General features: G+C 44.0%; 13 protein-coding genes and 1 pseudogene. 6 read left to right on the top strand and 8 right to left on the bottom strand.

Translation table 11 applies throughout. From position 1 onward, the window contains the following. The first annotated feature begins 389 nt into the window (after positions 1 to 389). Positions 390 to 872, top strand: a complete 483-nt coding sequence (locus tag SPSYN_RS07205) for a PH domain-containing protein (protein WP_161821802.1) — start codon at positions 390 to 392, stop codon at positions 870 to 872. Continuing rightward, the gene (locus tag SPSYN_RS07210; protein WP_207708551.1) at positions 817 to 2,256 is read left to right on the top strand and encodes a PH domain-containing protein; all 1,440 of its coding nucleotides are present in this window, start codon (positions 817 to 819) and stop codon (positions 2,254 to 2,256) included. Before SPSYN_RS07205 ends, SPSYN_RS07210 begins: the two co-directional genes overlap by 56 nt. Positions 2,257 to 2,268: 12 nt before the next feature. Here SPSYN_RS07210 and SPSYN_RS07215 read toward each other — a convergent pair whose 3' ends face one another. The 4 genes from SPSYN_RS07215 to SPSYN_RS07230 form a co-directional block, all read right to left on the bottom strand. After that, entirely contained in the window at positions 2,269 to 3,099 is an 831-nt protein-coding gene (locus tag SPSYN_RS07215) for an amidohydrolase family protein (protein WP_161821804.1), read from the bottom strand. Positions 3,100 to 3,111: 12 nt separating this feature from the next. Then, on the bottom strand, positions 3,112 to 4,593 hold the full coding sequence (locus SPSYN_RS07220) for an Lsa family ABC-F type ribosomal protection protein (RefSeq protein ID WP_161821805.1): 1,482 nt from the start codon (positions 4,591 to 4,593) through the stop codon (positions 3,112 to 3,114). 450 nt (positions 4,594 to 5,043) lie between these two features. Further along, positions 5,044 to 5,700 carry an acetate uptake transporter gene (locus SPSYN_RS07225; RefSeq protein ID WP_161821806.1) on the bottom strand — a complete coding sequence of 219 codons (657 nt, stop codon included), beginning with the start codon at positions 5,698 to 5,700 and terminating at the stop codon, positions 5,044 to 5,046. 372 nt (positions 5,701 to 6,072) lie between these two features. Next, positions 6,073 to 6,498 carry a universal stress protein gene (locus tag SPSYN_RS07230; protein WP_161821807.1) on the bottom strand — a complete coding sequence of 142 codons (426 nt, stop codon included), beginning with the start codon at positions 6,496 to 6,498 and terminating at the stop codon, positions 6,073 to 6,075. Positions 6,499 to 7,113: 615 nt separating this feature from the next. Between SPSYN_RS07230 and SPSYN_RS07235 the strand changes: the two genes are divergently transcribed. Continuing rightward, positions 7,114 to 7,716 carry a DUF3298 and DUF4163 domain-containing protein gene (locus SPSYN_RS07235; protein WP_161821808.1) on the top strand — a complete coding sequence of 201 codons (603 nt, stop codon included), beginning with the start codon at positions 7,114 to 7,116 and terminating at the stop codon, positions 7,714 to 7,716. 353 nt (positions 7,717 to 8,069) lie between these two features. Here SPSYN_RS07235 and SPSYN_RS16475 read toward each other — a convergent pair. Then, positions 8,070 to 8,384: pseudogene (locus tag SPSYN_RS16475) on the bottom strand (IS3 family transposase); the annotation flags it as partial. Positions 8,385 to 8,578: 194 nt separating this feature from the next. Continuing rightward, on the bottom strand, positions 8,579 to 8,890 hold the full coding sequence (locus SPSYN_RS07245) for a transposase (RefSeq protein ID WP_161821810.1): 312 nt from the start codon (positions 8,888 to 8,890) through the stop codon (positions 8,579 to 8,581). A 393-nt stretch (positions 8,891 to 9,283) separates the two neighbouring features. On the opposite strand from SPSYN_RS07245, the gene SPSYN_RS07250 reads away from it, so the two are divergent. From SPSYN_RS07250 to rsgA, 3 genes are all read left to right on the top strand, one after another. Continuing rightward, a complete protein-coding gene (locus tag SPSYN_RS07250; RefSeq protein WP_161821811.1) occupies positions 9,284 to 9,523 on the top strand; it encodes a hypothetical protein in 240 nt (79 codons plus the stop codon). Positions 9,524 to 9,606: 83 nt separating this feature from the next. Continuing rightward, positions 9,607 to 9,951, top strand: coding sequence for a glutaredoxin domain-containing protein (locus tag SPSYN_RS16315; protein ID WP_161821812.1), 345 nt, complete (start codon positions 9,607 to 9,609; stop codon positions 9,949 to 9,951). Positions 9,952 to 10,156: 205 nt separating this feature from the next. Continuing rightward, complete coding sequence (gene rsgA / locus SPSYN_RS07260) at positions 10,157 to 11,233, top strand: ribosome small subunit-dependent GTPase A (RefSeq protein WP_161822228.1); 1,077 nt, start codon at positions 10,157 to 10,159, stop codon at positions 11,231 to 11,233. 71 nt (positions 11,234 to 11,304) lie between these two features. Here the strand turns inward: rsgA and SPSYN_RS07265 are convergent, their stop codons facing one another. Both SPSYN_RS07265 and SPSYN_RS07270 read right to left on the bottom strand, forming a co-directional pair. After that, complete coding sequence (locus SPSYN_RS07265; RefSeq protein WP_161821813.1) at positions 11,305 to 11,943, bottom strand: MBL fold metallo-hydrolase; 639 nt, start codon at positions 11,941 to 11,943, stop codon at positions 11,305 to 11,307. Between the two features lie 93 nt (positions 11,944 to 12,036). Next, positions 12,037 to 14,490, bottom strand: coding sequence for a Lon protease family protein (locus SPSYN_RS07270; RefSeq protein WP_202623758.1), 2,454 nt, complete (start codon positions 14,488 to 14,490; stop codon positions 12,037 to 12,039). Positions 14,491 to 14,595: the final 105 nt, after the last annotated feature.

Consider the following 14,595-nt stretch of genomic DNA (forward strand, 5'->3'; position numbering starts at 1 on the left):
GTCTGTAGTGTCCAGTCCTCTAATTATGCTGTTTATTCTCTATCCTATCTTAGATTCCTTTTTAAGGTATAAAACATTTTAGCACAGTCAAAAGCATAGCAGATATGATTGCTAAAAGCAAAATTGGTTTGGTATCCAGATTGGTAGATAGTACTGAATAGCTTTTTACATTAGCGGTCAATTAATGTACAAAGACCGCACTAGTTACATTCCACTACCTAATTCGCCATAACTTACCAAACAGTGTATAATTAGATAAGGTTGTGGATAGCCGGTGCAATGCTTAACTCCAGAGGTAAAAGCATTGGGATGATGAACACCATAATGTCTGAGCAACTGTCCGCGGTATATTAAGGCATACCCAAGTATATGTAGAGAGGATTTTTATATTGCGTTCCGAGCCCAGCGAGCGGATTGATTTGCGCATTATGCAGGTGTGGAGAATAAGCGGGTTATTAAGAACTTTGCTATTTGGGGCGGTGACCTTTGCCCTTATGGCATTGGTGGGTAAATTGTTTAACTGGCCGCAGTGGTTGTCCTGGTTACCGCCGGCGGCAGCAGTGGTCTACGGCGGGCTGGAGGTTACCGTGCTGCCCCGGCTGCGCTGGGAACGCTGGCGCTACCAGGTTAACGGTGAGGAAATTTACTTGCAAAGGGGCGTGTGGTATATTAAACGGACCTTAATTCCTATGACGCGCATCCAGCATGTGGATACTGCTCAGGGTGTTTTAATGCGTCGTTATGGTTTGGCTGCCGTGGACGTTTCCACTGCAGCAGGCACCCACCAAATACCTGCCTTAGCCGAGGAAGCGGCAGATGAGCTCCGGGACCGTATTGCGGCCCTGGCCAGGGTATCCGGCGATGTTGTCTGAGCCCCGTCGCTTGCACCTGCTGGGCATCTTATTAAGCTCGCTCCAGTTGTTGAAGGATTTCTTTTTACCCCTGGTTATTTATTTTATTACCTCAATTTCCCAAAAAGGCTTTTCGACTGCCTGGCTGCTGTTCACCGGAACGGTAATTATCCTGGCTGTCCTGGTCTGGGGTGGGCTTGGCTGGTACCGGTTTACCTATCGGGTGGAAAACGACGCCCTGGTGGTTGAACAAGGGGTGCTGGTGCATAAAAGAAGCGTGATACCCCGTGAGCGCATCCAGTCCATTGATTTGAACCAGGGGCTTTGGCACCGTATATTCAATCTCGTGGCCGTGCAGGTGGAAACAGCCGGCGGGTCATCTCCTGAAGCACTATTATCTGCACTTACCCTGGCGGATGCCGAAACCCTCCGGCACGAGCTGCTGGTGCCCGGCGTTGAGGCAGAGACAAACCATGCTGAGCCGGCGGCGCTCTTAAAAAGTGCTGCTTTTAGCGAGCTGTTCCTGTTTGGCGCCACTTCGGGCGGTGCCCTGGGGCTGGTGGTTTCTTTATTCTCCGGGGCTTTAACCATGCTGGACGATATCGGTATTGAATTGGATTGGCAGCAGTATATTACCTGGATTTGGGACCAGGCCAACCTGGTTTACCTGGTGCTGCTGGTGCTTTTGGCCTTGTGGCTGCTCACGGCGCTGGGGATGGTCCTGAAATACGGCGGGTTTACCCTGACCCGCACAAATGACCGGCTGCAAATGGTATACGGGCTGTTGCAACGGCGCCAAGTATCCATACCCATCGGGCGCATTCAGGCTGTCCGCCTGGTGGAGGGTGTGCTTCGGCAGCCGTTGGGTTACTTGAGCATATATGTGGAAAGCGCAGGTTACGGGCAGAAGGGCCGGGAAAAGACGCTGCTCTGGCCGCTGGTCCGGCAAAGGGAGCTGGTGTCCCTGCTGGGGGAATTTCTTCCTGAGTTTGCCTGGGATATTCCTTTGCAGCCCTTACCTGCCAAAGCCGGGCGGCGCTACATGCTGCGTGGTTTTATCCCTGCCCTGTTGCCGGCTCTGCCGGCCCTAGTCTGGCTGCCCCGGGGGGAGCTGGCCATGGCTCTGCCGCTGTTGGGCGCGCTTTGGGGGTTCTGGGTCTATCGCAGCGCCGGCTGGGGATTGCGGGACAATATGCTTGCAGTGCGCTCCCGCAGCCTGGTCCGGACCACGTTCATTGTACCCAACCGCAAGGTGCAGTCTTTTTCCATCGGTTCCACCCCCTGGCAGCGCCGGGCCGGCTTGCTTAGCTTTGAGCTTGATCTGGCTTCCCAGGCCAGTTTTGGGTTGAGGGATATTTACCCCACCGATGCTGAAACACTGACCTGCTGGTTCAAAAAGCGCTAACTTATAACTCAATCAGAGCAGTCCCAGGAGTTGCTTGGCGTTTTCTCCCAATATCCGGGCAACGGCTTCTGTAGATATATTTAAGTTTCTTATTAATTGTATGTTCTTTTTAACATCCACACTTGGCCAGTCGGTACCGAATACAAATTTATGGGCATATCGTTCCAGGTCAGGGAAGTATGCCGGTAATTTTTGCGGTGGTAACCCCGAAAGATCGATATAAAAATTCTTGTGCAGGCGGACCAGGCTTAATGCTTCATCGTACCACAGGCCCCGTCCACCGTGAGCCATAATAATAGTCAGGTCCGGAAAATCCACAGCCAGATCATCCAAATAAATGGGCTGGGCATATTTTAAGCGAACCCCTGAAAAAATCGAGGAACCTGTATGGAATAGCACCGGGATGCCAAGTCTTTCAGCAACAGCATACAACGGGTACATAAAATTATCATTGGGATAAAAATAATTGTAGGAAGGCAGCAGCTTGAGCCCTTTAAAGCCCTGGTTTAAGCATAAATCCTCCAACATGCCGGCCATATTCTGGTGCAGGTAAGGATTTAGCGTGCAAAATGGGATTAATTTCGGGCTCACCCGACAAAAAGCCGCTACCTTTTCGTTGGTGCAAATGCCGGTTGACGTAGGCGAAAGCTCAGCAAGTACAACCGCGTAATCTACTCCATTTTGCTCCATCAACTGCAAGAAAGCATGGGGGTCGCTATATATCCGGCAAAAATTATCATATTCAGTTTTGGACTGAAAAGCGCCTGCAAAGAAATTATAAGCATCTGTGCTAAAAGATTCGTATTCTGCTAGGTGCACATGAAAATCAACTATCGTGCTCACTTCATCACCTCATTACACCTGGATATATTTGGTCGCAATATTTTCATTGAAAGCTTGGTCATGCTCAACAAACAAAATAGTCGGCCGGTATTCAAGCAACAGTTCCTCGATTTGTATCCGGGAAAGTACATCAATATAGTTGAGCGGTTCATCCCAGATATATAGATGTGCTTGTTCGCTTAGACTTTTGGCAATCAGCACTTTTTTCTTTTGACCGCCGCTGAAAGTGGAGATATCCTTTTCAAACTGGACCCTGGGAAAATCAAGTTTACGCAAATTTGTCATAAAAAGAGTTTCGTTGATACCAACGGCAGCGGCATAGTCGGTTAGATTGCCCCGTAAAAAAGAGGTATCCTGTGCAACATAAGATATTTTGAGCCGACTGCCTTTTCTAAACGAACCTGTATAATCAATTTGATCACCGCAAATAAGCTTTAAGATGCTTGATTTGCCGGCACCGTTTTTGCCACAAAGGGCAATACGGTCGCCCTGCTCTATAGTAAAACTTACTCCCGTACAGGCAGTCCGGTCATGATAATATATCGAGATGTTGGCAAGTTCGGCGAGCCTGCCGGTGTGATACTGCAGGGGGGACATTTTTAATTTGTCCGCGCTTTCGATATTTTTCAGTAGCTTAGCTTTTTCTGCAATGGCTGCTTGCTGTCTGTTCTCGATATTTTTTGCTCGAGCCATCATTTTCGCAGCCTTATGACCAATATATCCCTTGTCAGGCTTAATGCCGGACATTTTCCGGCCGCTGGTTTTAGTTTTTTCAACCTTATCCGACCAGCCGGAAACCAGCCTGGCTGCATGTGTTAAACGCCTGATATCCTTTTTCAACCTTCTGTTTTCAGCCAGCTCAAAATTGTCTTGCCTTTCTTTGTTCAGCCACCAGGAAGAAAAGTTGCCCTTTTGAATTTCGATATTCGTTTTGTTGATGGAGAGAATATGATCAATACAATTATCCAAGAAGGCTCTGTCATGGGAGACCAAAATAAAGCCTTGTTTCGACTTTAAATAATCACTGACCAGCTTTCTAGCGTGCATATCCAGGTGATTAGTGGGCTCATCGATTAATAAAAAGCTGTTCTCCTTTAAAAACAAGGCTGCCAGCAGCACTTTGGTTCGCTCACCGTCGCTGAGGGTGTTAAACGGGCGATACAAAACATCTTCCGCAACGTCAAGGAGATTTAATTCACGAAGCAGCTCCCATTGCAAAAAGTCCGGGCAGATGCTTTCCAGCACATCAATGGTGTTACTGGCCTGGTTGGCCACCTGATAAGGAAAATACTCAAAGCCGACACTGGTAGAAATGCTGCCGCTGTATGCATATTTGCCCTGCAGCAAATGGAGAAAGGTTGTCTTCCCCCTGCCGTTCCTGCCGATGAAGCCCAACTTCCAGTCGGTGTCTATTTGAAAACTTACCTGCTCAAATATATTATCGTAACTGCCTTCATATGCAAAGGTCAGATTGGCAACCTTGATTAGAGACATAATTATTTCCTCCTAAAAAAATAATAATAGGCGGTAAGAAAGCTAATTCTCGCCGCCCATTATTCAAAGCTAAGCCAAGATCCATAACTTTCTTGCCCGAGCATAACAAAACAAACGGTATCTGCTACCGTTTAAATTATTTCATTATGCTTTATCTTTTTAGCAAGAATAATTACGCATCTTTTCAAGTTCAATCCTAGGTGAAAAATATATTTACTTGTTTCCAATAGAATACCACAACTAAAAAAATTTTTGAAGTAATCTAATACAGTTTAAATAAATGCAATTTAACAGGTTTAATTCCCTTCGCAGCCTGTTTTACCAGTACAACATACCAAACGTGACCAACAAACGCAAAGGAGGCCTCCTCCAATTTCAAAAAATTCAAAAATTAAGGGAGAGTATTTCACTCTCCCTTAATTTTTGACAGATATGTCCTCTTTGGAGAATTTAACTCTGAGATGCTTTAAGCTCCATTGCTTTGCTGTAAAGGCTTCCAAAAGGTGTTCCTATGGGGAGAACTGTAAAACCGTAATGAGTATTTAATAATGTAGCCGCAGAACCGTAAAACGACATTAGTGAAATTGCCAATTCGGAGTAGGCAGCAAGTTTATGCCAAAATTCCCCGCCCCAACCTAAAGTATTCATGAATAAACCTAGGAATAGCAAGTCGATTAAAAAGAATATTATGAATAGCACTTTGTTTGTGCCCATGGCTCCTACCGTCATAAACATAGTAAAGATAAAATAGCCCAGGAAGGCGAAGCCCAGTTGATGGACATCAAATCCTGACCCTTGACCAATAATACCGGTGGTCTGCATAAACCAGGTTGAACCAACTGCAAACCAGAAAAATCCATAAGCACAAAAGGCAGTAGCTCCAAAAGTATTATTGTGTTTAAAATCCAGCCAACCGGCTACAAATTGAGCTGCAGCCCCCAGGAATATAGCCCATGGTATAATATAGGCCACTCCTGACGTTATGTCCATTTTTTGAGAAGAAGCAACTAATGTTACTATTGCAAGACCCAGCAGACCCAGCGGGGATGGGTTAGCAACCAGTTCCTGCACATGCCCGGAAACCTTTACATGATTTTCATTTGACATAGCAACCCTCCTAATAATTAATTTGGTGAGCACTAACAAAACTTGCTCAAATTCATTATTCTGCATGCTAAATGAAAAACCTGCACCAATGACCAGAATTTTTCTAAAATATATAATACTCTAAATCTTAATTGAATAATTGACTCCTGTCGTTGATTATACTAGTGCATATCTTTATCATTATGTGGGCAGAGCGGACAAATTTAAACATTAGTTGGCATATAGCAGGTAAATGAAGGATGATTGTTGTGTGTGTGGCGTGATCTGAAGTTTGAACATGGCTTAAGTCCTGCAAAGGCTGGACCAAAAACTAAATCCCTGACTTAACATAACTGTCAGGGATTAATATATAACTATTGCTAATTGGGCTTTTTACCTGACGATTAATACTGTACAAGGCGCGTATTGTACGACTCTGGAACTTACACTTCCCATTGGGAAATCCTGCATGAGACTTTGGCCGCGGCTGCCAATGACAACCAGGTCATATCCTCCTTCTTTGCACTCATTAAGTAGAACCTGGGCAGGATGGCCCGTTAACATTTTTTTATTGGTCAATACACCCTCAATTTTAACCTCGTTGATGACATCCTCCAACATAGCTTCGCCCTGTGCCATATATGCCGATTGCAGCTGGTTGTAGTCTTCATTGGAAAGTCTGGAAGAACTATAAATGTCGACCGCTACATAGACAAATGTCACCTCTGCACCGTAATCGGTGGCTATTTGCATTGCTTTCTTAGCGGCTGCTTTTGAACCGATTGAACCATCCACGGGAGCTAAGATCTTTTTAAACATATTTTAAACCTCCTATAAATAAGTAATTAATCAATTATCTTAAGCATATCGACGGTGGACAATACTGTCAAGGTAGAACATTAGATATTTAAAGCAACCAGGTTATGTAGTACATAACAAATAATGTAATGACCTGCTCCGGATTGATAGAGATGTTGTACAGCGTACTGAAAATGATAGCGCTGAAGGCGGGATTATTCTTAAGTTTGTTCGAGGCTTTGATGTGAACAATTATACCTTATTTGTAATAATATGTTACCCAAAAGGGGGTTTTAAAAATGTCTACCGCCATCATAAAGGGTTCTGGATACTCAGTAAATCGATCATCCCTAAGGAAATGGCGTACGTATTTTATGGCCTCCATATATGCCTGTTCAGGAGAATTATCCATTTCCCTGGCTTTAGGCCTCGTACTCCTGGACTTTCCACTAACACCCTTTTTAAATTCATTTTGTTTCCTCCCTCCTACAATGATAGTTATTTTTATTGTTATTTTAATAATAGTAAAATCCTATTGCTATATCAGCGTCACACAAAGCGCAGTTATCAACATAATTTATTATAGGTACCGGTGTATACCGGCTATTGATAAATTTGCAAGGAGAACTGAAAATCATGGCCAAGATAATGGAAGCCCAAATAATTGACCGCAAAATTGAAAACCAGTGCATTGATATCACTTACCCACAGGTTTACGGGTTAAAAGATAAAGAAGTTGAAAATATTATTAATGATTTGATAACAAAACAGGTTAATAGACAAATTCCCCGGGAAGGCTGCGCTGTTTACGCCAATATTTTTGGCAAATACGAAGTGAATTTAAACAATAATGGCGTATTAAGTCTCAATCTTCAATTTTATACCATCAGAAAACAAGCCGCTAACGGCCTGAATGTACAAAAGTCCATCAATGTAGACTTATCAACCGGTAGAAACTACCAACTCTATGAATTATTCAGACGCAACAGTAATTACAGGATGACCATCAATAAAATGATTCAGGAACAAATCAAGAATAAGGATTTGCATCTCATTAAAGAATTCACTGGTATTACTGACTTTGAAGATTATTACCTAACAAATAATGCCCTGGTTATTTACTTTCAGGAACTGGAATACACCATACACGCCGAAGGGATTCCCGAATTTACCATCCCGTATGCCAAAATAAGAAATTTGATCGATGAGGAAGGTCTTTTGAAAAACTTAATTAATTGACAAGGCAGGTTTATTGCGACACGGCTTGAACCCCTAAAATTGGAGAATATACACTTAAGACTTAAGCTTATATAGAATACAACATTTTATCTTGAGCAGCCGCCCTTGACATGGGGCCCCTGGTGTCCGTGTTTCTTTGGGCCGGCCAGGACCCGCTGCAGCTAATGCTTTTGCGGCCCTTTGCCAAAGGCAGGCTAACACGGACACCTTCCCATGTAAAGGGTCTTCGATGAACGGCTGCTAGGCAACCATCTTCTTCCCTGACATCTGGCTGTTCATGATAGCTTTATAATATTTAGCAGGTGCCATGTACCCAATGCTGCCATGCCTGCGACGATTGTTGTAATAATCNNATAAACGTCTATAAGTGATAGCTGGAAAAAGAATCTGTCCATACCCTCAATATAGCCATACTTTAGATCCATTTGCCAGTGTTGGTTCGAGGCAGTTACTTTCTCTCGCTTTGCCAGCTTTATCGGGCGGTTTAGGTATATTTTTCTCTGAGGGCGCAATACATTAAGTTCTTTACAGAGCCTATATGTTTTCTTGTGGTTTATGACAAGCTGGTAATCTTCTTTTAGGGTTGCGTTAATTTTTTTATAACCGTAAGGGAAACCATCTCCGGTAACTATTTCTTTAATGTATTGCTTAATCAATTCGTTAGAAATTTGCTCACCTTCTAGGTTTAGTGAGTACTTTGATATCTTACGCCCCGGTTTATTTTGGGGTAATTCCTTAACGGCAGTTTTAGTTTCTTTGATTTTATTATAGTAGGTGGATGAAGCCAGGCCGACAGAGCTAAGGACCAGAGAAGCTTTATAGCCCTTATCTATCCACCTTTTAGCTATAGCGACTCTGTCGGCTACCGAGGGTTTTGAATGTCTCTTAACTCTCTTAAAATAGCCAACTCAAGCTCTTTATCAGCAAGAAGACGTTTTAGCCTGTCATTCTCAGTACTAATTTCTTTAAGCTGTTTTTCCATAGCTTTTTGACGTTCATCTTTTGCTTTTGGCAGTGTCTTTACGGAGCCGTTCTTGCGTTGTTTGTTTAACCAAGTATGAATAGTATTAGCTGACATTTCATGCCTGCGGGCTACCAAGGCAACATTACCTGTTTCTTGACATTCTTTTATAATTAATTCTTTAAATTCATGACTATATTGCTTGTTTCTCATTAGAACCTACCCCCTGATAATATATTAATGTATTACACGTAGTTTCTCCAATTCTATTAGGGGGCTATATAGGACAGAATTACAGCATACAGGTTTATTACAATAAACCCAGGGGGCGTGTCTATGAATAAATTAAAGCTTTTCGATGCTGAATATAAATTGTTGGATATTGCGCCTCAAAACTTTTTTCCAATGTGGTTATAATAATATTTGTATATTTGAAGTGATTGATAATGAGTTAAAAGTGAATGTTGGTGCATAGATATCTCCCGGTAGCTTCTATTGTAGAGGTTCACACACAGCTTAAGGTTATAAGCGCTTATGTTTACGCATAATAATCCGAGAACTACCCGGCACACGGTACAAGCGCATTAATTGCCTGGAGGGATAGTAATGTATCATAAAGGATATAACTTTATCGACCCTTTACTGACTGAAGCACTCACAAATTTGCAAATTGCTCAAAACCAATTTGACAACGCCAGCACTCCGGCTATGGTAGACATAGCAATCTATGAATTATTAGCTGCCGAAATGCACCTGAGAGCTGTATTTAAAAAAGTGCGCAATGACGACAATTGGCTTGAACATAGGCATGGAAGCGACAATTTCGAAGGAACTTGCTATTATTAATAGAATAATAATAATTGTAAATGACCTGCACATTAAATAATAAATGTGATTGCTTGAATGTTGCTTTAAAGGGGGTCAAATTTTTGAAGGATGTCGTTTTGTATACCACGAAAACCTGACCGCATTGTACAACGGCGAAGAAGTTTCTTGCCCAAAACAAAATTTACTATATTGAAAAGGATATTAATACTGATGCCCAAGCGGCCTCCGATTTAATGAGTAAAGGTATAATGGCAGTACCGTCCTTTAAAATTGGCGAGGATATGGTGGTTGGTTTTGACCGGGCAAAAATCCTGGAGCTGGTCGATCATCGTTTAATTGAATGTGAAGAATGCGGGGCCAAGCTGCGTGTGCCAATCGATAAGGGTAATCTTAAGGTTACTTGTCCAAAGTGCAAGCACGTTTTTGATATGATACCGCAAAAATAGAAATGCAAGCCTCTTAGCACAATGGTGCGCAATGAGGAATGGATATACTATTGGCAATCATAATGAAAGGGGATTGAATTATGTACAAAACAATGGATATTGCAGTCATTGTATATAACAGGGAGGTGTGTGTAAGGTAAAATAAACACATAAAGCCTCCCAAAAGGTGATTATGAATATCATTTTTTAGGAGGAAATAATATTGATAGATAATATTCTTAAAAAATATGGTGTAAGTGAACGTTTTATACAAGAGGCAACTCTATATCCAAATTTGGTCATCGGCCGAATTTGTTTGCAATACAAGGATTTATACCAGGCAGTTACCTGCCAAGGGGAAGTTGTGGCGGAAATATCCGGCAAGTTACGATATGCAGCTGCCAGCTTATCCGATTATCCCGCGGTGGGTGATTTTGTAATGCTTGATCGCAGCGATAATAAAAATGGAAACGCGATTATTCAACATGTTCTAACCAGAAAAAGTTCCTTTGAGCGTAAGGCGGTAGGAATGGAGAATGATGTTCAGGTAGTTGCCGCAAATATTGATACGGTATTTATTTGCATGGCGCTGAATAACGACTACAATCTGCGCCGGTTGGAGCGTTACCTTTCTATAGCGTGGGACAGCTGCGCTATTCCCGTAGTTGTGCTGACCAAATCTGATATTTGCCATAACTTACAGGAGAAGTTAACACAGGTTGCATCTGTGGCAATTGGTGTAGATGTATTGGTCACGTCGGCTATGTCGGAGGACGGGTATAAAAGTATCCTGTCGTATGTTCAGCCCGGTAAAACCGTAGCTTTTATTGGCTCCTCAGGTGTAGGCAAATCCACATTAATTAATCGCTTGGCAGGCAGAGAGATTTTGCATACCAGCGAAATCCGCAGAGATGGTAAAGGCAGGCATACCACTACACGGAGACAATTACTGGTTCTCCAAAATGGTGGAATTGTTATTGATACACCCGGAATGAGAGAGCTGGGCTTTGAAAACGCTGATTTATCAAGGGCATTTGCAGATATTGATATGCTTGCTGAGCAGTGTAAATTCCGTGACTGTTCTCACCAGAGTGAACCGGGGTGTGCGGTGCAAAAGGCTATCCAGAATGGTGAACTTATGGAGCAAAGATTGGCAAGCTACCTAAAGCTTAAAAAAGAAGCGAAGTACGACGGGCTAAACTCAAAGCAAATTGAAGCAGAAAAAATAAACACTATGTTTTCAACCATGGGCGGTATAAAAAACGCCAGGAAATTTATCAAAGCAAAAAGCAAAAAAAGATAACGATGTAAAAAGGCCAGGAAGTCTAACTGATTTCCTGGCCTTCTTCTCTAATACATACAAAAAAAGTTTGTTTATTTAGAATTTAATTCAAGCATGATGACCTTTGGAGCAGCGGAAACTTTTTCAGCCTTTAATGTAAGCTCCTGGTTCACCTGGTAACCGGGGTAGTATTTAATAAATTCGTCAGGTGTACTGATAGGAAAATCAATATAATTAGTTTTGTAATGCATTGGTATTACGTAATTTGGTTTAAGTTGCTCAACAACTTTAACGGCATCCTCTGCGCCAATGGTAAAGTAACCTCCCACAGGAATAAACAGAACATCTGTGCTACCAATTTGTTTAACCTGTTCCGGGTCAAGGATGTGGCCAAGGTCTCCCAGATGACAAGCTCTTAAACCCTCTGCTTCAATAATGAATATAATATTACTACCCCTTTGCTTTCCTTGCCTGGTATCATGATAAGATGGAATACCCGTAATATTAATATCATTAAATGCATATTGGCCTACTGCCTTAACAGCAACCGGATTCCCGGGCACAAGTTGGACAGCATTGTGATCAGAATGCTGGTGGCTTACCGTAACAATATCTGCAGTTAATTGGGGCTGTGGGTAGCCAACATTTTTATCAAACGGGTCAGTAATAATTCTTTTACCATTGGAGAGTGTCAAACTAAAACAGGCATGCCCCAACCATTGGATTTGCATTATTTTAACCTCCTTTATATGGCAATATATGCTTATTATACAATAATTAAACAACCAGCACCAGCCGGCAAGAAACCTGCCTAGCAGCAGATGCTATGAACTTGCATCCTGTCTATCCTTGTCGTCTTGATCATCCGAGTAGGCTTCATGATAGGCCCGCAGTTTGGCAATAACCCGGCCGTGCACGGATTGCGCCGGGTAGACGTCATCCCGGCCCGCCTCGCCGGCAGCGACGCCGGTGAGCAGTTCAATCCCTTCATCCACACTGGTGATTGCATAAATGTGGAATTTACCTTCCCCCACAGCGGCAACCACCTCTTCATTTAACTGCAGATCCTTAACATTCCGGCTGGGTATGATGACACCCTGCCGGCCGGTAAGGCCTTTGATTTTGCAAACCTCGAAAAACCCTTCGATTTTTTCGTTAACCCCACCGATGGGCTGAATTTCTCCTTTTTGGTTTACCGAGCCCGTGACGGCAAGGTCCTGGCGCAGCGGCAGCTCCGCCAGGCTGGACAGAATCGCGTACAGTTCCGCACTGGAAGCACTGTCGCCGTCCACACCGTCGTAGAGCTGTTCAAAGGTCAGGCTGGCCGTGACGGATAGCGGCGTATTCTGAGCATATTTATGACCCAAATAGCTGCTAAGAATGAGCACCCCTTTGCTATGGCTGGCACCGCTCATCCTGGTTTCCCGCTCGATATTAATCACGCCCTCCCGGCCTAGATAAGTGTTGGCGGTAATGCGGGACGGCTTGCCGAAGGCATATTCCCCTGCTCCCATTACGGCCAGGCCATTTACTTGACCCACTTTCGCCCCGTCCGTATCGATGAGATATATTCCTTCCTTGAACATTTCCTGGATACGTTCTTCATAGATGTTGGCCCGGTAGCGTTTTTCCGCGATGGCTTGTCGAACATGGTCAGCATCTATAATTGCTGCCCCTTCCATTGCCGCCCAGGAATCAGCCTCGTAAATGATATCTACGATTTGGTTGAAACGGGCGGTAAACTTGGTTTGACTACCGCTTAACCTTGATGTATATTCGATCACCCGGGCCACCGCGGCGCGAGTGAATTCCCTGAGCTTTTCTTTTTTAACGGTGGCACTGATAAAGGCGGCCAGTTTGCCGATATTATCCGATGTATTATCCATTTGCACGTCGAAGTCTGCGTGAATTTTAAACAGTTTGCGGAAATCCTCGTCGTATTGATACATTAGATGGTACAAATAAGGACTACCCAGCATAATGACCTTTACGTCCACCGGGATAGCTTGAGGCTTCAAAGAAGCCATGGCAATCAGGCCGTATTGTTCGCCCAGGCTTTCAATAGACAGTTTTTTCGTTTTCAAGGTCCGTTTCATCGCTTCCCAAACCCCGGGATTCATCAGCACATCCTTGGCATTTACGATCAAGTACCCGCCGTTGGCCAAATGGAAGGCCCCGGCCTTGATCATGGTGAAATCGGTGCTCACTACACCCATGCGGCTGGAATATTCCACGCGACCGCACAGGTTGTAATAATTGGGGTTGGTCTCAACGATAACCGGCGCGCCCTCACAGTTGCGGTTGTTCACCAGCAAGTTAATTGCATGGCGTTCTTCCACTTTTTCTCTGGTAGTTTTACCGAACATAACCATCTGCCCTTGTTCTTCGCTGGATGAAGTTCGTTTAAAGTCCTTAACATTCTTCACCACATCCTGCTTCAAGGCTTCCAGGTATTTGATCACCTCGGGATTATCCCGGTATTTTTCCTGCAGTTCCTCGATCAGGTTACCTACGACAAATAGCGCCACCTTTTTGACCAGTGCGCGGATCTTGTCCTTCGCTTCCCGCTCCTCGAGCTGCGCTTGCCGTACCTCGGCTATGGTTAGCTCCTGCACCGCCTGCAGGTTAGCTTTGATTATCTCTTTCTGCTCTTCGTCGAGTTTATCAAATTCTTCCTCTGAAACCGGCTCGCCATTCAGCAGCGGCACCAGCATATAGCCGGTATTAGACCACCTGATGGTTATTGATAGCGCTTTAGCCTTTTCAGCCAGGGCCTCCTGCTTGGCGATCTGTTGTTCCTGAAAGGCTTTCCTGATGGCCGCTCTTTTCCGTTCAAAATCCTCGCTGCTCAAGGCTTCAGGTAAATCATTGCGCAGGTTGTCCAGCAGTTCCTTCATATCCTGGCGGAAGGCCTCGCCTGTACCCGCCGGTAAACTGATGGCAATAGGCTGGCTGCTGTCTTCAAAATTATTGACATAGCACCAGTCCCGGGGCACGGGCTGCCCTTTGGCCAGCTTGTGCACCACCTGTTTGGCGTAGGTTAATTTCCCTGTTCCCACCATGCCGGAAACAAAAATATTATAGCCAGGTTTTTTTGTATGCAGGCCGAACTCCATAGCCTTCACCGCACGCTCCTGGCCGATCATCCCTTCCAGGGGAGCGACGGTGGCAGTTGTTTCGAAGTCCAGGTATTCTTCTTTACAAGAAAAGCGAAGCTGTTCTAGACCTAATTCCATTATGGGCAGCAGTTCGATTTGGTTTTTTTCTTCCTTTGACATTTAGTTTCACTCCAATTTAAAATGCTGTTTGTTATGCAAAATAATGTCACCCATACTACATTTTAACTTATTTCCGCTAATCTGTCTGTCTTGTTTTGAGGAAAC

Origin of the sequence: Sporotomaculum syntrophicum (assembly GCF_009932395.1) — a bacterium.
Taxonomy (GTDB): Bacteria; Bacillota; Desulfotomaculia; order Desulfotomaculales; family Desulfallaceae; genus Sporotomaculum; species Sporotomaculum syntrophicum.